The sequence below is a fragment of the Empedobacter sp. UBA5987 genome, assembly GCF_002429865.1.
Taxonomy (GTDB): Bacteria; Bacteroidota; Bacteroidia; order Flavobacteriales; family Weeksellaceae; genus Empedobacter; species Empedobacter falsenii_B.
Map to the genome: position 1 here is coordinate 1 of NZ_DJBB01000042.1, position 19,242 is coordinate 19,242.

General features: G+C 30.9%; 21 protein-coding genes and 2 pseudogenes. 3 read left to right on the forward strand and 20 right to left on the reverse strand.

From position 1 onward, the window contains the following. Positions 1-72: 72 nt before the first annotated feature. Both B3J26_RS06525 and B3J26_RS06530 read right to left on the reverse strand, forming a co-directional pair. Positions 73-201: a hypothetical protein gene (locus tag B3J26_RS06525; protein ID WP_260392044.1), complete on the reverse strand. Its 129-nt coding sequence runs from the start codon at positions 199-201 to the stop codon at positions 73-75. 3 nt (positions 202-204) lie between these two features. Continuing rightward, positions 205-1,047 (reverse strand): alpha/beta fold hydrolase, encoded by an 843-nt coding sequence (locus tag B3J26_RS06530; protein WP_291073880.1) that lies wholly within the window; start codon positions 1,045-1,047, stop codon positions 205-207. A gap of 177 nt (positions 1,048-1,224) precedes the next feature. On the opposite strand from B3J26_RS06530, the gene B3J26_RS06535 reads away from it, so the two are divergent. The 3 genes from B3J26_RS06535 to B3J26_RS06545 all read left to right on the forward strand — a co-directional run bounded on the left by B3J26_RS06535 (position 1,225) and on the right by B3J26_RS06545 (position 3,591). Then, a complete protein-coding gene (locus tag B3J26_RS06535; RefSeq protein WP_291073882.1) occupies positions 1,225-2,439 on the forward strand; it encodes an NAD(P)/FAD-dependent oxidoreductase in 1,215 nt (404 codons plus the stop codon). Between the two features lie 98 nt (positions 2,440-2,537). Further along, entirely contained in the window at positions 2,538-2,924 is a 387-nt protein-coding gene (locus B3J26_RS06540; RefSeq protein WP_115000510.1) for a DoxX family protein, read from the forward strand. A 115-nt stretch (positions 2,925-3,039) separates the two neighbouring features. Then, the gene (locus B3J26_RS06545; protein WP_221856913.1) at positions 3,040-3,591 is read left to right on the forward strand and encodes a ferritin; all 552 of its coding nucleotides are present in this window, start codon (positions 3,040-3,042) and stop codon (positions 3,589-3,591) included. A gap of 27 nt (positions 3,592-3,618) precedes the next feature. Here the strand turns inward: B3J26_RS06545 and B3J26_RS06550 are convergent, their stop codons facing one another. The 18 genes and pseudogenes from B3J26_RS06550 to B3J26_RS06635 all read right to left on the reverse strand — a co-directional run. Further along, the gene (locus B3J26_RS06550; protein WP_291067838.1) at positions 3,619-4,413 is read right to left on the reverse strand and encodes a DNA ligase-associated DEXH box helicase; all 795 of its coding nucleotides are present in this window, start codon (positions 4,411-4,413) and stop codon (positions 3,619-3,621) included. 1 nt (position 4,414) lies between these two features. Then, positions 4,415-5,410, reverse strand: coding sequence for an SDR family NAD(P)-dependent oxidoreductase (locus B3J26_RS06555; RefSeq protein WP_286496329.1), 996 nt, complete (start codon positions 5,408-5,410; stop codon positions 4,415-4,417). 77 nt (positions 5,411-5,487) lie between these two features. Then, positions 5,488-5,739 (reverse strand): GlsB/YeaQ/YmgE family stress response membrane protein, encoded by a 252-nt coding sequence (locus B3J26_RS06560; protein WP_019976198.1) that lies wholly within the window; start codon positions 5,737-5,739, stop codon positions 5,488-5,490. A 128-nt stretch (positions 5,740-5,867) separates the two neighbouring features. After that, the gene (locus B3J26_RS06565; RefSeq protein ID WP_260542820.1) at positions 5,868-6,383 is read right to left on the reverse strand and encodes a pyridoxamine 5'-phosphate oxidase family protein; all 516 of its coding nucleotides are present in this window, start codon (positions 6,381-6,383) and stop codon (positions 5,868-5,870) included. Between the two features lie 277 nt (positions 6,384-6,660). Continuing rightward, a complete protein-coding gene (locus B3J26_RS06570; RefSeq protein WP_291073884.1) occupies positions 6,661-8,784 on the reverse strand; it encodes a catalase in 2,124 nt (707 codons plus the stop codon). 212 nt (positions 8,785-8,996) lie between these two features. Further along, positions 8,997-9,160, reverse strand: a pseudogene (locus B3J26_RS14950) (IS982 family transposase); the annotation flags it as partial. A gap of 572 nt (positions 9,161-9,732) precedes the next feature. Beyond that, the gene (gene hemH, locus B3J26_RS06580) at positions 9,733-10,761 is read right to left on the reverse strand and encodes a ferrochelatase (RefSeq protein WP_291073885.1); all 1,029 of its coding nucleotides are present in this window, start codon (positions 10,759-10,761) and stop codon (positions 9,733-9,735) included. Positions 10,762-11,157: 396 nt separating this feature from the next. Further along, a complete protein-coding gene (locus tag B3J26_RS06585) occupies positions 11,158-12,456 on the reverse strand; it encodes a cryptochrome/photolyase family protein (RefSeq protein ID WP_291073886.1) in 1,299 nt (432 codons plus the stop codon). After that, positions 12,446-13,003: a lipocalin family protein gene (locus tag B3J26_RS06590; protein ID WP_280050375.1), complete on the reverse strand. Its 558-nt coding sequence runs from the start codon at positions 13,001-13,003 to the stop codon at positions 12,446-12,448. The genes B3J26_RS06585 and B3J26_RS06590 overlap by 11 nt, the downstream gene beginning before the upstream one ends. Beyond that, positions 12,993-13,694, reverse strand: a complete 702-nt coding sequence (locus tag B3J26_RS06595; RefSeq protein WP_280050376.1) for a lycopene cyclase domain-containing protein — start codon at positions 13,692-13,694, stop codon at positions 12,993-12,995. The genes B3J26_RS06590 and B3J26_RS06595 overlap by 11 nt, the downstream gene beginning before the upstream one ends. Then, on the reverse strand, positions 13,691-14,149 hold the full coding sequence (locus B3J26_RS06600) for a sterol desaturase family protein (RefSeq protein ID WP_280050377.1): 459 nt from the start codon (positions 14,147-14,149) through the stop codon (positions 13,691-13,693). The genes B3J26_RS06595 and B3J26_RS06600 overlap by 4 nt, the downstream gene beginning before the upstream one ends. A gap of 1 nt (position 14,150) precedes the next feature. Next, complete coding sequence (locus tag B3J26_RS06605; protein ID WP_280050378.1) at positions 14,151-14,612, reverse strand: SRPBCC family protein; 462 nt, start codon at positions 14,610-14,612, stop codon at positions 14,151-14,153. Between the two features lie 6 nt (positions 14,613-14,618). Continuing rightward, positions 14,619-15,071, reverse strand: coding sequence for a hypothetical protein (locus tag B3J26_RS06610; protein WP_280050379.1), 453 nt, complete (start codon positions 15,069-15,071; stop codon positions 14,619-14,621). Continuing rightward, positions 15,071-15,907, reverse strand: coding sequence for a phytoene/squalene synthase family protein (locus B3J26_RS06615; protein WP_280050380.1), 837 nt, complete (start codon positions 15,905-15,907; stop codon positions 15,071-15,073). Before B3J26_RS06615 ends, B3J26_RS06610 begins: the two co-directional genes overlap by 1 nt. Before the next feature lies 1 nt (position 15,908). Beyond that, entirely contained in the window at positions 15,909-17,384 is a 1,476-nt protein-coding gene (locus tag B3J26_RS06620) for a phytoene desaturase family protein (protein ID WP_291060076.1), read from the reverse strand. A 15-nt stretch (positions 17,385-17,399) separates the two neighbouring features. Continuing rightward, complete coding sequence (uraH, locus tag B3J26_RS06625; protein WP_291073887.1) at positions 17,400-17,723, reverse strand: hydroxyisourate hydrolase; 324 nt, start codon at positions 17,721-17,723, stop codon at positions 17,400-17,402. 88 nt (positions 17,724-17,811) lie between these two features. After that, positions 17,812-18,465 (reverse strand): MarR family winged helix-turn-helix transcriptional regulator, encoded by a 654-nt coding sequence (locus tag B3J26_RS06630; protein WP_291060073.1) that lies wholly within the window; start codon positions 18,463-18,465, stop codon positions 17,812-17,814. A gap of 529 nt (positions 18,466-18,994) precedes the next feature. Beyond that, a pseudogene (locus B3J26_RS06635) lies at positions 18,995-19,242 on the reverse strand (integrase core domain-containing protein); the annotation flags it as partial.

Consider the following 19,242-nt stretch of genomic DNA (forward strand, 5'->3'; position numbering starts at 1 on the left):
GAGGATATGACGTACCCACAATGATTTACATCAAAATTCTGTTTGGATTGATTATCAACATTATTGTTTTGATCAAAAACTAAAACAACCTTCTACATAAGTTGGTATTTTTACTTTTCTAAAATTAAGCCAAGCATAGCAAAGTCCTCCTAAACCAGCAATTGCCAAACTAGAAACAATTGTTTTATTTACTTTTCCCATCTTCTACTCTTTTTTATGTTCGATATTTAACAAAAACTCAATCAAATCCATATTCAACTGTTCTTTATGAGTTATATTCAATCCATGCGGCGCATCGTCATACACAATGTAAGTCGATTTCGCGATCAATTTTGCAGCTTGATCTCCAGCTGTTTTAATTGGTACAGTTTGATCCTCTTTTCCATGAATAATTAATGTTGGAACATCTATCATTTTACATTCAGCTCTAAAATCTGTGTCCATCCAAGAGCGTGCAGCTCTCAAAGTTGCAATAGGTGAAGCATGCGAAGCAACCGAAAAATCAAAATCTAATTGTTCTTTGCTTACAGATTTTTTTAACAAGCCATGATTATAAAAACCTTTATGAAAACCTTCTAAAAATTCTAAACGATTTGTTTCAAGTTGATGAACAATCTGATCTAAGTCTTTTTGTGGAACGCCGTGTTCGTTATCATCAGTTTGTTTTACGAGTGGAATAATTGAACTGATCAATGCTATTTTCGAAATATTACTGTTTCCATAATTGGTAATATAACGCACAACTTCTCCTCCACCCATCGAAAAACCTACTAACACAACATTTTCCAATTGAAAATCATCAATCAAGGCATGTAAATCTTCAGCCAATGCATCATAATCGTAACGATCCCATGTCGCACAAGATTTTCCAAAACCTTTTCGATCATAGGCAATACAACGAAAACCAGCTTCTACAATTTTAGGAATTTGATATTCCCACGATTGTAAACTAAGCGGCCAACCATGAATCAAAATAACGGGTTGAGCAAGTTTATTACCGTAATCGATATAATTTAGTTTATAATCTTTTCGTTTTAATTTAGCCATAATAATATTTTTAAGTGGTTTATAAATAATAATCTAACTGATAGATTATGATCATATTCATCACAATCATTAAGCCAATTATTAAATATTAGCGATTTCTGTAATAAAAAAGTCAACAATCAAAATTTGGCTTGATTTTTTAGGTAACTAAATTTCAACTTAAACAAGTTCGCAACTATGGATTTACATTCTGGATTACCTTATTGGATTGTTAAAAACGAATTTTTTGATTTATATCATCCTCTTCGAAATGATTTTAAAATAGATGTTGCTATAATTGGCTCCGGCATTACAGGAGCTTTAGTTGCGCACGAATTATGTGAAGCAGGTATAGAATGTGCTCTTATCGATAAACGAACAATTTCTACAGGAAGTTCTGCAGCAAGTACTGCTCAATTACAATATGAAATTGATACCCCGTTAAGTAAATTAGTAAATATTGTTCCCGAAAAAATTGCTATTGATGCTTATTTTAATTGCTTGGATTCTATTACAGTTATAGAAAATATATTCAAAAAAACTAATATTGATGCTGATTTTACACGTGTTCCTACAGTTTTATTAGCGAGTAATCAGCAAGGTGTGAAATTGTTAGATGAAGAATATACAATAAGAACAGAAGTCGGTTTGCCTGTCAAGTATTTAGATGCTAAGCAATTGAAAACTTACCAAAATATTGACGGAATTGCAGCATTGCAAAATGATACTTCTGCTCAGATGGATGCATATAAAGGCGCTATCAATTTATTAAAGTATCATCAAGAAAAACATCAATTACAGATTTTTACCCATACAAAAGTGGAAAAAATAGACGAAAATAAGAACTATTGCGAACTATTGACCGAGCATGGACATACTATTTCGTGCAAATATGTAATTGTTGCTACTGGTTTTGAAGCAGGTCAATTTCTACCTAAAAAAGTAATGAATTTATTATCTACTTACGCAATTTGTTCGGCTCCCATTGATAAAAAAATGGTTTGGCCAAATCGTAGCTTAATATGGGAAACAGCAGAACCATATCTTTATATGCGAACAACAAAAGATAATCGATTGATAGTTGGTGGTGAAGATGAAGATTTTCAAAATCCTGATAAAAGAGATGATTTACTTCGAGCAAAAATTAGAACTCTTGAACGTAAATTTAGCAGATTATATCCAGAAATTGAATTTAATACTGAAATGGCTTGGTGCGGAACTTTTAGCTCTACAAATGATGGTTTACCTTATATGGGTCCTTGGAAAAAAGGTGACCGAACATTATTTGCATTAGGTTATGGGGGAAATGGGATTACTTTTTCGATGGTTGCAGCTCAAGTTTTAAAAAATATTATTCTTAACCAAAAAGATAGTCGCTTAGAAACTTTTGGTTTTGATCGACCAACTAAATAATTAAAAGTAAATTTCTATTCTTATTTTATAACTACATTCATAAAATTAGAAAGATTATTTGATTTAATTGGACGGCAAATACTAAATAAAATATTATTATGAAAAAGAAAACGAAACAAAATATAGCTCGTTATAGCCTAGGTGCTTTTTTAGTGGTAGCGGGTATTACACATTTAACAATTGCGAGAAAAGAGTTTAAAGCTCAAGTTCCTAATTGGGTGCCCTTAGATAAAGATGATACTGTGGTATATTCAGGAGTGGTAGAAATTGTACTTGGTAGTTCAATTATATTAGTGTCGGACAAAAAGAAAGAACTTGTAGGTAAAGTTATTGCAGGATTTTTTGCTGCTGTATTCCCTGGAAATTGGGCACAATATAAAAATCATAGAAATGGATTTGGTCTAGATACGGATCAGAAGCGTTTAGCAAGACTATTTTTACAACCATTACTCATGCTTTGGGCAATCAAATCAACTCAAAAATAACCATATTCAATAGAGATCAATATATGAATACATCAATATTTTAGAAAATATTAATATGTAAATGATGTATTTGATTCGAAAATTCAACTTATTATTTATAAATAAAATCAACAAAATGAATACAACTAGAATTTCTAAAACATTACAAAAAGCTCTAAATGATCAAATCACTTTAGAAGCCTTTTCTGCGCAAATGTATTTGATGCTTGCTTGCTGGGCAGACGAAAATCAATTGGATGGAATCAAAAATTTTATGATGAAACACTCACAGGAAGAGCGTGTACATATGGCTAAAGTTATGGAATACGTACAAGAAAGAGGAGGAATTGTAAAAATTGAAGCTATACAAAAACCTGGTCCTGAACCAAAAAATGTATTAGAGTGTTTTCAAGCTGTTCTAAAACAAGAAATTGAAAATACAGAATCCATTTATAAAATTGTCAAAATGAGCATGGATGAAGAAGATTGGGCTACATGGAATTTCTTACAATGGTTGGTTGCTGAACAAAGAGAAGAAGAGAAATTAGCACTTGATTTATTAGACAAAGCTGAATTGGCAGGAGGAGCTAAAATGTCGGATGCAGCAAAATTTGAACTGAATAAAACAATTGGGACTACTGGACAAGATTTCCCTACTGCAGACCAAATCAACCCATTAGCAGAATAAATTAATTCTTGTAAAATCAAAAATCCCTTAAGTTTTATAAAATTTAAGGGATTTTTGATTGCTAGAAAATAAAGAGAAAATATTAGGTATTTTCTTCATCACTGGATTATCAACCAAAGAAGGTAGCAACAAAATTATTTTTCCATCCAAATGCTTTTTGTCATCACGTAAATCTATTGTTTTGTACTCAGGTAATGTAACACCAACACTTTCGTAAGCCTCATTCAATTTTGCAATGGAATAATGGACATTTAACTCTCCAATACCCTCCAATGCTTTCATAATACGCTGCGATTTCCCTAAAGAATCCCCTATAAAGACCGAAGTTTTTCCTTTCGCTCTATTATGATCTACCCAATCACGTATGTTTTTTTCTTGTTCTGCCACAGAAAGCCAATTGTAAACAGGAAGACCGAAGGTACTTTCGGTAATGAATTCGTGGCATTTTACAGCTTCAAAAGCCGTAGAAAGCCCATCATCTTGCAATTTATAATCTCCAGAAATTACGCTTACATAACCTTTATACTCTATCCTAATTTGTGCTGAGCCGATTATGTGACCTGCAGAATGTAATGAAACTTTAACCCCATTTATAGTTAGTTGTTCGCCATAACCAATACTTTCGCATTCGATATTTCTACCAATTCTTGAAAATAAAATAGGTTTAGTGAAATGATGACACAAATATTTTTTCATTCCACTTCGGGCGTGATCGGCATGTCCATGCGTGATAACTGCTAAATCTACAGGTCGCCAAGGATCAATATAAAACTTCCCTGGAATGCAATAAATACCTTTGGATGTGAATTTTAGCAGTTTCAAATTAATTTGTTTTTTTTGATTTATTTTTTAAATGTTTCGCTACAAAAAATCCTGCAGCGAATACTAGCGATGTTCCGATGATTTTTTGATTTGTTTTTGTTGGTACTGGAATAGCCATCTTTCCATAAACAGCATGTGGATCCGTAGAAGGTTGTAAAACATTACCTTCATCAGCCTTTCCTTTTTTCACCTTCATCATCAGCCTTAAAACACCTGTTGCTAAATTGGTAAAGGTTTCTGGAAAAGCTCCATGTGCAAGCTTTAACATAAATGATGTGGCGTCTGGAAAGGTATCATTTTTAGGTTTGTTTATTAAATTATATATCACCTTTGCGGTATCTTTAGGATCGGCTGCAAACGGAGGTATTTTAAAATCTAAACCTGAGAATTTAGCGGAATGCATATTTCCTGTAGATTGTTGAACTTGTGGATAAACGTTGCAAATATGAATTTCGGGATACACACTATACTCACTTTGTAAACCACTCATCAACCCTTTTATTCCTGTTTTAGTTGCCGAATATACCGAACTAAATGGAGCTGGCATATATCCTCCAATGGAAACATTATTAATTAAAATGCCTTGATTTTGTTCTTTAAAAACGGGTAAAACGTAGTACGCTCCGTGCATATACCCCATTAAATTGGTTTTGATTACTTGTTCGTTTATGTCCATAGGAATTTCCTCAAATTTTCCACTTGCCATAACACCTGCATTATTCACCCACACATCTATGCGTCCAAATTCTTTCAGAGCAAATTCAACTAAATCTTTTACTTCATTTGCATTAGAAACGTCAGTTGATTTATAAACCGCTTTTCCACCGAAAGCATTGCATTCTGAAACCGCCTTTTCTAAACCTTCTACACCTCGTGCTGCCAAAACCAATTGATATCCATTTTGAGCAAATAAGTGTGCTGTAGCTAAGCCAACACCACTAGAAGCGCCAGTAATTACCGCTGTTTTAGTAATTAAATCAATGACTGTATTTTTCATAATTATAAATAGTAATATTAAACAAAAAGTCTCAGCGCTCTGAGACTTTACAGTATTTTAATCGTTAATTAGACAGTCTATTTTTTCGAAATCATTCTATACACTGCTAGACATAAAACTGCTCCAGCAATTGCAACTAAAAAACTAGAAATATTAAATCCGCTTACATCGACACCTAAAAGCATCGATCCAAGCCACCCACCGACAACAGCTCCAATAATCCCAATAATTATTGTTACTATCCAACCACCTGGATCGTTACCAGGGTGTATTGCTTTTGCTATTGCTCCGGCTATAAGGCCGAAAATTATCCATGTTAGAATTCCCATAATGTGTGATTTTTAAATATTAATAAATTGCGTTAATAAAAATAATATTTCAAATGCAATGCCATAAATAGTTTGTTTCTGCATTTTTCTTTAATTAATTAACATTGTAGAAGACAATAATTTATTCTTTATAGTTTCAGTTCTCCTTCAATTCCTCCGTCTTCAATTGTACTTCCTGTAACGGCGGCAAAAAGCATTTTCGACATGGCAATAAACTTATTGTCTTTGGTTTCGTAATAATACCCATCGTTTGGCGAAACTTTTATTAGACTGATATTAGGATCGTCTTTTCCATCAAACCAAGCATTTGCAAAATTGGTCCAATATTTATCAATTAAAGTTTTATCTTTTGAAACACTGGCTTTTCCTTTAATAAAGATGTATTCGTATTTAGAATTATTCATAAAATACAGTTCTACATTAGGATTGGCTTCAATTTCATCATTTTTCAGTGAACGAACATCACTCAAAAACCAGAGGTTACCAACCTCATCTACTTCTTGAAGAGCCATTGGTCTACTTGTAGTATTACCGCCAATATTGGTGGTAAAAAAGCAAGTTCGGGCAGTTTCAGCAATAGTTTTTATCTTTTCAATGGCTTTATTTCCGCTCAAATTTTCTGTCGGTGACTGTGCATTTCCCATAATTTTATTTTTTTATATCTGAATTGTGATTAAAACAATTTTTCTCCTCATTGATATGAAAATTAAAATTTGTACAAACTATAATGTCATTGCTATCAAAATGTTTTACAATGCCATTTTTTTCCATCGTTACAACCCAACACGAATTTTGATGCATACCATAATCAATTATAAAAATAGTACGACCTCTACCAATAGGGGTATCAACAAGTATTGTAGGACTAAGTTGTAATATCATTCGTCTAAATTTTATATTTATATCACGTTAAACATTTTATTATGAAGGAACCTTCCTTTCTTCTTCACGGTCCCAAATACGATGTAATTTCATTACTTGAATAAAATCCGCAATCCAATTCTCATTTTCATCTTCTAAAATCACTCCTCTATCAAGTTTAACAAATGAATTATCCATTAACGAACCTGCTCCTTTTGCAAATGCTAATATTTTACAATGTCTGTAAGAATCATTGATAAATTCATAATAATCTGGATTCAATTTTAAAGATTCTATTGATTTGCCTGATGGTGTAAACACTGCATCATAACAAACAGATGGATCTGTAAGATAACTATGGGAAATCTTTTCTTTACTTCCTTCTTCATAAGTTAGCTCTCCAACTTTAGATGAAATTAATACCGCTTGAGCTCCCTCTTTTTCCAATGCTTTTTTTAATTGATCTACACTTTTTTTAGAAACACCATTATCTACTAAAAAGGCTACTTTTCTGGTTTTAATATTCCCTTCACCTTCTTTTACTTTCATACTCAGTGCATCAGATGAATTTATTTCTTGTTTTTTAGGCTTCAGAGGATAATTGGGATGATTTTGCCTTGCAAAACTTAATGTCAGCTCATCCAACTTTTTTGGAGGGATAATACCAAGATTATCTCCAACTTTTTGTGCAAGTGTTTTATCAATTTGAAAAAGAATAGCCACTTGTCGCTCCCTAATTTTTGGGTCGGTTACCTTGCTTAACTCAAAACTAAAAGCATTTATAATATGTTGTTTCTCTGATTCAGATTGTGAATTAAAAAATAAAGTAGCTTGAGAAAAATGATCAGCAAAAGAATCAGATCTTCCTCTTACTTTTTTACCTTGTACCTCTTGTTGATGTGATTGAAAACCTTCCTCTCCCTTTAACATTGCATGATATGGGCAACCAGAAGCTTTGCTGTTAGGAAAATAACTTACACCTCCTTTCAGTATATCAATTCTCCCTGTTCCATCTTTTTGATTATTATGCTTTTGGTTTAATGATCTATTAATAGGTATTTCATGGAAATTTGCTCCACCTAATCTATAATTCTGTGTATCCATATACGAAAAAATACGACCTTGCAATAAAGGATCATCAGATAAATCAATACCTGGGATAATTCTTCCAGGGTCAAAAGCCACTTGTTCAGTTTCAGCAAAAAAATTGTCGGGATTGCGGTTAAGGGTCATCGTTCCAATGATTTTTACAGGAACTAATTCTTCTGGAACCAATTTCGTAGCATCCAAGATATCAAAAGAATATTTCATTTCGTCCTTTTCAGGAATTAACTGTATACCCAGGTCCCACTGCGGAAAATTTCCTTCATCAATAGCTTCCCATAGATCTAGACGGTGAAAGTCAGAATTAAATCCTGATATTTTTTGAGCTTCATTCCACGCAACAGAATGCACTCCTAATTTAGGTTTCCAATGGAATTTAACAAAAGTTGCTTTACCTTTCTCATTAATCAATTTAAATGTATGTACACCAAACCCCTCCATCATTCTAAGGCTTCGAGGAATTGCTCGGTCAGACATCGCCCACATTATCATATGTGCAGATTCAGGCATTAATGAAATAAAATCCCAAAACGTATCGTGCGCTGAAGCAGCTTGGGGAATTTCTTTATCTGGCTCTGGCTTAACAGCATGTACTAAATCAGGAAAATTCATAGCATCTTGTATAAAAAATACAGGAATATTATTACCTACAAGGTCAAAATTACCATCTTCTGTATAAAATTTAACTGAAAAACCTCTTACGTCTCTAGCTAAATCAGTAGAACCTTTGAAGCCTGCAACTGTTGAAAATCTAGTAAAAAGAGGTGTACTTATCCCCTTTTGTAAAAATTTCGCATGGGTAAATTCAGATATATCTTCATGAATCTCTAATATTCCATGTGCACCACTTCCACGTGCATGAACTACTCGTTCGGGAATACGCTCTCGATCGAAATGAGCCATTTTATCAAAAAAGATATGGTCTTGTTGTAGAGAAGGCCCTCTATCTCCAACTTTTAAGGTGTTATTATTATCATAGATAGACACACCATCATTAGTCGTCAATTTTTGATTCGAATTATCAATTGTAAATTGACTCATTTGTTCTGATTTAAGGTCTGATTTTTTTGATTTTTTCATATGTTAATATTAATTAATGAATTAGAATTGACGAATAGAACGTAATAAGAAAAAATAAAATCAACACAAAACTTATAGCTTTATTGTTATTTATTTATATTATACATAAATTTATTATGACATAAATCAATTAGAGTGCCATTTTTTTCTTAAAATGATAAAAAAGCACCTTTATAAAAACAATAAACTATTTAAATAACCCCTTGTGAATTTTAAATAATTTGAGTTTTTAGATTTTTAATATTTCAATTAAAGTAATTTTATTAATGTACTGAATCACTATTAGTGTAGTAATTTTAGCTGGAATTCTGGTTTTAAACCTTTCAAAAGTCGTTGCATAATTGCGTCTAATCATAAACTGATCGCATAGTTGAGATTTATATCATTCAAAAAATGAATATCATAAACAGATGCGGGATTGATATCAATCCCCTGGAAAACACCAGCTAAATTTCAATAGATCACATGGATCATTTAAAGGAAAAACTCCATATGAAATACTGAAATCAATACTAAAATAATTATATTTATTGTCTACGAAGTGATGAAATACAACAATAATAACCCTGCATTATAGTTTCTCCCATTCCATTTTGCCAGAAGTAAATAACAAACTATAAGAACAACAATAATAAACATTGTTCTTGAAACTATATACCAATTTGATATATAAATTTCTTTCGCTTTGCGCTTAGCAATTGTTTTGTAAAAAATGAAAATGGTTCTATTATAAATCCTTTATAACAGAACCATTCTTATATTAATATTTTTGATTTATATACACTTCTCTGTAAATAGCTAATCTTTTAAAAACATTTTAAGAATCTTATATGCAAAATTTAGATCTATTAGCTTAATAGCATACTAATAACTGATAGAATCACTTTTAACAATTAAAAGTCTATGTAGAATATTTGAATTTAATCTATAATTGTTAAATGTTTAAGATTATAATAAATAAAAATCATCTATTTTTTCTTCACATAAAGTTTTGATTACATGTATCCAAGAATCATTATCATTTAAACACGAAATATATTCATAAGATTCTCCCCCATTATCAATAAATATTTCTTTTCCTTCCATTGCTATTTCCTCTAGAGTTTCCAAACAATCAGATACAAATGCAGGGCAAACAACTGCCAATTTTTTTATTCCTTTTGATGGTAAAACTTTTAAAGTAGAATCTGTATATGGCTCAATCCATTTATCTTTTCCTAGTCTAGATTGAAATGAAACAATTGTTTTTTCGCGAGATAAATTTAATTTTTCTATCACTTTGTTTGTTGTCTCAAAACATTGATGACGATAACAGAATTGATGACTTGGATTAAATTCTCTATCACAACAGTCACTTAAATTACAAGTCCTTGTAGGATCTGTTTTATAAATATGTCTTTCTGGGATACCGTGGTAAGAAAATAACAGCCCATCAAAATCATTCGAAAACTTGTCTTTTATACTTTCAACAAGACAATCTATATATATATCTTTATTATAAAATGGTTCCACATAATTTATTTTAACAAATGGAAATTTTTCTTTTCTTACTTTTTCTGATTTCTCTACTACAGATTCTGTTGTACTCATAGCATATTGAGGATACAATGGAAATAGTACAATCTTATTGACTCCTTTCTCAACTAGTTTAGAAATTCCATTTTCTATACTAGGTTCAGCATATCTCATTCCTATTTCAACAGGAATATCAACAATATTTTGTAATTTATTTTTTATTTTTTCAGTAATGACTATTAAAGGAGATCCCGCATCTGTCCAAATTTTCTCATAAGCTTGTGCGGATTTTGATGGTCTTGTATTTAGAATTATTCCTTTTACTAAAAGTGTTCTTAGAATCCAATTATAGTCAATAACTCTTTCATCCATTAAAAACTCTCCAAGATATTCTTTTACGTCATTTACGGATGTAGATTTAGGTGATCCTAAATTAACTAATAATATTCCTTTTTTACTCAATTTATTTACTTTTATGGTTACTAATTTTTTTTAATAAATAATTAAAAAAATGTATAAACATGCAACTCTATTTACAATTTAAATGAAATTTGTATATTAATGCATTACAACATTTACAAATCGGAAATATTTATAATTGTTTTATAACAATCAAAATACTCTTGTCCTTAAGTGTTTTTATTATTCATTATTTTTAATCTAAATCTTTGATAGAAAGTTTTTACAAACCTCACTTTTACTAAAGACAATAAGGTGCTTAATTGAATCCAGCTTGAAATTTCAGTATGGATGTAGATACCTTGTAGTGAAGTTTTGATATTAATTCTTCAAAAGCAGAAAATGTGGAAAAATATATTATAATCGTTTAATATTTTAAATCATTATTATTCTTTCATTTTACTTCTTGAATGCTTCGTTAAAAATGCTTAAAACTCTGTTTCGAGCAAAATTATGAGCAACTATAGGAGAAGGATAATCATCAGTTTCAAATTCTGATACCCACTTTTTAATGTAAAGAGATTCTTTATCAAATTTCTCTGTCTGAAGAGTTGGATTAAAGACTCTGAAATAAGGTGCCGCATCGCATCCTGATCCAGCAACCCATTGCCAATTACCATTATTTGCAGACAAATCATAATCGTTTAGTTTTGATGCAAAATAAGCCTCTCCCCAACGCCAATCTATGAGTAAATGTTTGCATAAAAAACTTGCTGTTATCATTCTTACTCTATTATGCATAAAACCAGTTTGATTAAGCTCTCTCATTCCTGCATCTACAATAGGATAACCTGTTTTCCCATCGCACCACAGCTTAAATTCCTGCTCATTATTCCTCCACTTAATAGCATTATACTTAGCCTTAAAAGGTTGGTGAACAACATATGGAAAATGATAGAGTATTTGCATAAAAAATTCTCTCCAAATTAATTCATTTAGCCATGTTTCATTTAGCTCTATCGCTAACGCAACACATTTTCGTACACTAATCGTTCCAAATCTTAGAGCTATACCTAATTGGGTCGTACATTGTAAAGCAGGATGATCCCTATATTTATGGTAATTTTGAATAATTTCCTTATCTAGCTTTGGCTGTTTGAATAAAATTGATGTTTTTAAAAAACCAATTTCTTTCAGTGAAAGAATCGTTTTGAATTCTGTTTTCAAAAATTTACTGTAATCAGGCTTAAAACATTTATAATCTTCTGTTTTCAAAATTTGTTTCCATTTTTTTGCATACGGCGTATATACTGTATAAGGAGAACTATCTTTCTTTAAAATATCTTTCTTGTCAAAAATTACCTGATCTTTAAATGCTTTAAACGAAATGTTATATAACTTAAAATAATTGTAAATCGAAGTATCTCTTTTAATTGCCAAAGGTTCATAATCACGATTACAAAATATAGAATGAATAGCAAACTCTGTAGAAAGTTGCTGAAAAATTTTGAAAGGATCACCATAATATACATGGAGACTTGTCCCAAAGGATTTTAATTGATCATTAATATTTTGAAGCGCTTGATGAATATAATCCACCCTCCTATCTTTCTTATCATCCAGTTGTCGTAGAATACCTTCATCAAAAATAAAAATAGGTAACACATGAACTCCAGATGAAAGAGCGTGGTACAGTCCAACATTATCTTCTAAACGAAGATCTCTTCGAAACCAAAAAATGGAAATTTTATTTTTCATTTAAAAATGGATTATCATTTCGATTATGTTCTACCCAAACCAAATTCGATATATCAAAACCAATTTCTGAAGCTAATGCAAGAAAGTTTGTTTTAATTTTATCAGGAATATCTTTTGTTCTAGATAAAATCCATAAGTAATTTAGATTTTTACCTATAACCAATGCATATTGATAGTTTTTATCCAAAGCAATTACGTTATAACCAGCATAGAAAGGTCCAAAAAAGCTTACTTTTAGCTTTCCTATTTGCTTACCGTCTCTAAATTTTGCTTTACCTATAGCTTGCTTCCATACTTGTTTATCCTTATTAAATCCGCTATTTGAAACCATCAGATTTCCTTTTTTATCAAAAGTGTAGTTAGCGGAGACATTATCCAAGTTTTTTTCAAAACGAAAATCTAAACGAGCGATTTCAAACCAAGTACCTAAATACCGATCAACTTCAAAATTTCGAACAGCTTCAGCCTTTTTAGGAATAGAGGAACATGAATTGGAAAGTATTAACAATCCTATACAAGCTGTTTTCAATAGTATTTTATTTTTCATTTTCATGAGATTTTGATTTAAATTGTTTAAAAAAATAGAGAACTAAAAGAAATTGCGTATATCCATACACAGCATCTTCTATTGGTATAGTTCCCATTCTGATTCCCAAAAAATCTTTTGGATTATAATTAACAATCGGATTTTCAATAAAACTACCCGTTAATACCCCATTAACCGGAAAAAAACCAAGCATAAGAAGCATAAAAACCAAAGATGCTTTAGTAAGCCAATCTACTTTAGCAATAAAATGCAAATAGATCAATGTAAGTATCGTAACTATTGTTGTAATGAGGGTGTAAATTTTGTCTGTATGCAATAAGCCGACAACCGACAAAATAATAATGCTTACAAAAAGCAATAAATTATTAAAAGCACTTAAGGCTTCCAATTTGTAGTATTTATCAATGGTGTAATAGGTAAAAATGCAAGAGAACGGAATGCAAATAAAGAATAAAATTTCTTCCAAAGGCAAACCAAAAAAATTAATCCCAAGAGTATAATTGGTATTAAACCACCATACTCCATGAGCCGTAAACCATATATCCCAAGCAATAAAAGGAATAGCTACTAAAATGGCAGCTTTTAGGAATGAACCAAATTGAAGATTGAATTGAATTCTTTTGTCAAAAGATGCTATAAAGCAAATGATGATAGTGAAAAACAATATGAGGGCATAAGTATAAGTCATCATGATTTAGCCGATTTAAAATACATTTTGAAATACTTCAACGGCACATATAAAAAACCAAAACATTCTCCTTCTTCTTTTCCTAAATGTTTGTGATGCTGCTTATGTGCTCTGCGAAGTGCTAAAAAATAAGCGTTCTTAGTGTGTGTGAAAAACTTTATCCGTTGATGAATAAAAATATCATGTACAAAAAAATAAGCCATGCCGTAGAGCATAATTCCCAAGCCGATAAAAAACAAATAATTGAAATTTTCTAATGACCCAAAATACATCAGCGCAATAGTGGGGATTGCGAAAATCACAAAAAACCAATCGTTTTTTTCTAATTCACCATCGTTGCTATGGTCATGGTGATCTCGGTGTAAAACCCATAAAAATCCATGCATAATATACTTGTGAATAAGCCAAGTAGCTGCTTCCATCAGTATAAAAACAAGTATAACAAGTACTATTTTCATTTTAATTTTTGTTGAAGAGGTTTTCTAAAACATGAAATCTGTAATTAAATATTTTTTCTAATTTCTTTTTTACAAATAAAGCGTGGGCTAAATTTCCTAAAAGTCCGAAAGGCAGTTCATAATCAACTTTATCTATCATGAACACACCTTTTTCGTTGGGTATAAATTCGTGGCGATGGTTCCATAATTTGTAAGGCCCTTTTTCCTGAAAATCCGTAAAACTCTTATTGGGAATTACCTCTGTAATTCTTGTTTTCCATTTCAAGGGAATGCCAAACAATGGTGAAACCGTGTAATCGATTATCATTCCTTCAAATATTTTATTTGTTTTTTGTTCAGATAACACGTTAAATTCCATATCTTTTGGGGTTATTTTTGATAAATTCATCGGTGATGAAAAAAAATCCCATGCGGTTTGTAAATCACAATTCAATTGTTGTTCTCTGTATAATTCATGTTTCATAATTAATTACTTTAAGAGTGTTTCAATATTTTTTTGAAGAAAATCTGAATTGATGTTTTTTTTGTTTTTAACAAGAAAATCCTTGTCTTCTTTTAAATGACTGTTATACCTCAAAAAAGAAGGTGCATTTTTCTGAACAGAAAAACGGATATATCTCATTTCAACATTTTCAGGTTCTTTACTAATGGCTAATTCAATGTTATTCTTTCCTTTCCTAAAAGTAGCAAGTTTGCTCAATGGATTAAAAACATGATTTGCCCAAATCGTTTGATAAGCACCAAGATAGGCTAAATCTATCACCGATTTTTCTTTAGACAGTTCTAATTCCTCAATCATCTTTTTACATAGTTTTTTATCTAGAACAGCTTTGCTGTAACTCGTCCTAACCTCATTCAAATCTGAATTTTTAAAGAAAACATTCATCAATAAAACGGTTGAAAATAACATCAAAATTTTCATTACATAATCGCAATTTTATACCTTACATAACTTTTAAAAGCCACAACTATTTTTTGAGGATTGGAAACCCGAACCCTATTATTTAATATTTCTGAGGATTTTTTTCGTTTGATTTTTCTAAACAAAGAAATGTAATACTTATACGCCAAATACACACCGAACATAGACGAATTTGGAAGCTTTTTAATGCCGATTAAAGCTTCTTTAAATTCCTCCTCTATTTCTTTTTCAATTTGGCATTTTATGTGATTATCAAAGACCGCCATATCAACATTCGGAAAATAAGTTCTGCCTAAAATTTGATAATCGTCTTTCAAATCTCTTAGAAAATTTATCTTCTGAAAAGCAGAACCTAATTTCATTGCATACGGTTTTAATTCTTCAAATTTCTCTTTGTTTCCTTCCGTAAAAACCTGTAAACACATCAAGCCCACTACTTCGGCAGAACCGAAAATATATTCATTGTACAATGCTGAGTTGTAATCAATTTTTTGCAGATCCATTTCCATGCTATTAAGAAATTGATCGATAAGAACCGTATCAATTTCATATTTATGCACGGTTTCCTGAAAGGATTGTAAAATGGGATTAAGTGAAATCCTTTCTTCTAAGGCGTTTTGAGTTTCAATTTTTAATCTGTTTAACAGTTTTTCTTTATCGTACTCGTGAAAACTGTCTACAATTTCATCCGCCAGTCTCACGAAGCCATAAATAGCGTAAATAGCGTTGCGGATAGAAGGCTTTAATGCCAAAATACCCAAAGAAAAACTTGTGCTGTATTTTTGTGTTGTTATCTTACTTACCGAATAAGAAAGTTCGTCAAATAGCTGTTTCATATTACTCAGTTTTGAATTTGGTTATTTCGTTAGCTACTATTTTACCCGATATAATGGACGGTGGAACGCCAGGACCTGGAACGGTCAACTGACCGGTATAAAATAGATTATTTACTTTTTTATTTCTCATTTTCGGCTTCAAAACCGCAGTTTGATTAAGGGTGTTTGCCAAACCATACGCATTTCCACCATAGGCATTATAATCTTGTACAAAATCGTTTACACAATAACTTCTTTGGTACTCAATTTTTGAAATTAAATCGTTTACTCCTGTATGCTTTTCAATTCGGGAAAGCATTTCTATTAAATACTTTTCCCTGTTTTTTTCATCGTCTTGAATGTCAATTGCCAAAGGCATCAACAAAAACAGATTTTCTTTTCCTTCAGGGGCAACACTCTTATCTGTTTTAGAAGGACAACAAGCATAGAACAGTGGGTTTTCTGGCCATTTTTTTACTCCATAAATACAATCAATATGCTCGTCTAGATCGTTTTCAAAAAATAGTGTATGGTGTTTGAGGTTGGGAATAGTTTGATTTATACCCAAATAAAATATCAAACTTGACGGTGCAAAAGTTCTACTTTGCCAATATTCTTCGGTGTAATTCCTTAATCGCTCCTCTAAAAGTGTTTCTGTGTGATGATAATCTGAAGAAGCGATTACGGTATCAAAAGATATATTTTCTCCATTTATATGCAAAGAAGATATTTTGTTATGGCTCGTATTAATTTTTTCAACCGTTTTATTAAAGTGAAAAATTGCTCCTTGTTTTTCTGCAACCTTCTGCATTGCCAATACCAATTGGTAAAATCCTCCCATAGGATAATGTGTACCCAATGCGTAGCCTCCATAATTCATCAGACTGTACAATGCTGGAATGTTTTTTGGCGATGCTCCTAAAAAAATAACAGGAAATTCCATCAGCATTCGTAACTTCTCATCTTTAAAGTAGCTACCAACATAGCTTCTGAAGTTTGTGAGCAAATTTAATTTCAATGCACTTTTCGCAATTTTGGGAGATACAAATTCTAACCAACTGTGACTAGGTTTTGTAACGAAGTCTTTCATACCCACCTCGTATTTGTACTTTGCCGACTGAATAAATTTTTCTAATTGAACTCCTGCACCTTTTTCTATGGTTTCAAACAGTACTTTTAAGTCTTCAAAATTTTCAGGAATATTCATTTTCTCATCAGAAAAAATCATTTCAAACTGAGGATTTAAGGAAATTAAATCATAGAAATCAGAGGTTTTGTATCCGAAATCAGCAAAAAATTTATCCATAATATCAGGCATCCAATACCAGCTTGGTCCCATGTCAAAAACAAAACCTTGCTCTGTGGTAAATTGTCTGGCTCTACCACCCGGCTGATTATGTTTCTCAAATACATGAACTTCGTGACCCGCTTTTGCCGCATAAGCAGCAGCCGACAATCCGGAAAACCCAGACCCAATAATAGCTATTCTTTTTTTCATATCTCGTTTTTAACTTCATTTATATGTAGAATAACCATAAGGAGATACAGTCAATGGTACATGGAAATGCTTATTCCCTTTAATACGAAAAACAATCTCGATAAAAGGATAAAATGTTTGCAATTTTTTACTATCAAAATAAGATTGAATATGAAATACGAGTTTATAAACACCGTCATTATTCTGGTCATAAGGTAAAAAATTCCCTATTCTACCATCTTTATCTGTTATTTGAGTACTTACCTTAGTCCACGAATTGTCTACATTCATTTTCTCTAATGTAACCGAAACAGATGGTGCAGGCTCTCCTGTAGAGTTATCTAAAATATGACTGGACAATTGATATGTTTTCGTTTGTGAAAAACAGTACAAAGAACAACAGAAAATTAGAAAGAAAAATACACTCTTTTTCATAGTAGTTATTTTTTTAATTAATATGTTTGTAAGCCTCATCTAATAAATCTTCTGTATCAAAATTCTTTTGATAAATATCTTGATGAAAAGCTTCAAGTTTGTTGAGTAGATTTATTAATTCCATTTTTTCAGCATAAGTTAAATTACCTGCTACAATTTGTGTTGCTAGTCTAATTTTTTCCATTTGTTCTTCTAAAATTTCTAAACCTACGGGACTAATCTTAATAACTTTGCTTCTTTTATCGAGCTCAGAAGAAGCTTGATCAACCCAACCCTTAGCAATTAAACGATTTATAATTTGCATCCCTACAGGTTTTTCATGTACATTTTTCTTAATCAAATCCATCTTAGACATTTCTCCAAATGCCTTTAAATTAATTAAGTAAATAAAATCTTCTTGAGAAGAAAAATCTGATCCTATAATAGCAGACTTTGAATAACTTTTTGCATATCTATTCATATGAACAAGTAATGTACTTATAACACTTTCAGCCGATCTCATTTTTTCTTTTCCAATCCAATGAGGTACATCACAAGAACTTTCTAGATGATTATTTAAAATAATCCACTTTTTAAAATCATCAATAGAAGCATTAGTATTACACGTATTTTCATTTTCAAACTCTTCTATTAAATCAACTACATCTTTGATTAATTGGAAATTCATATATAATATTTAGTTTACAAATATACTATTTTAAAACAAATAAAGAATATTATTATACTAAATATTAAAAAATAATATCCGAGCTTATTAAAAATTATTAAAAAACTATATCATTTTATAATTATAATTTATTTTAAAGATTTATTTTTGTGAAGTCGGTATTAACATTATAATTTGAATAATCGTTAAAAGTTTATAATTAAGAGAGGAATACATAGTTTCACTTTTTTATTTGATGTCCCAATTAAAATTCCATAGATTTAAAAGAAAAAAAAATCAAGTTAGAAGCTCAAGCACTATTATTTTATTAGTAAGTCAAACATTTTTTATAAAAATTAGTAAAGATATTTTATTTCAATATGTTAATTTTTTAATAAACTTAACTACACCAAAACTTCACCACACCCCCCTACACCATTGATAAATAAAGACTTTTACACTTTCTGCATCGGAAAGTAACCTCATCAAAACATGTACGTTGTCAAAATGATTTGGACACCTCTTTCTAAAAATTAAGAGAGTGTTTGGTTTATAAATTTATTATTTTTTCTTGATAATACAATTGCCTTCTTTTTGCAATTGTTTGTTGTTTAATAATTGCTCTTTGTTCTAAAATTTTATCTGCTCTACCAAAATAAACATCCGAAGGAGTAAGGTTGTTCAAAGCCTCATGATACCTACAATTGTTATAATTTTCTACAAACTTATTTAGAGCTTCTTTCAGCTCATCAGGATGATAATAATGATCTAATTTTACTACATTTTTCATTGTTCTAT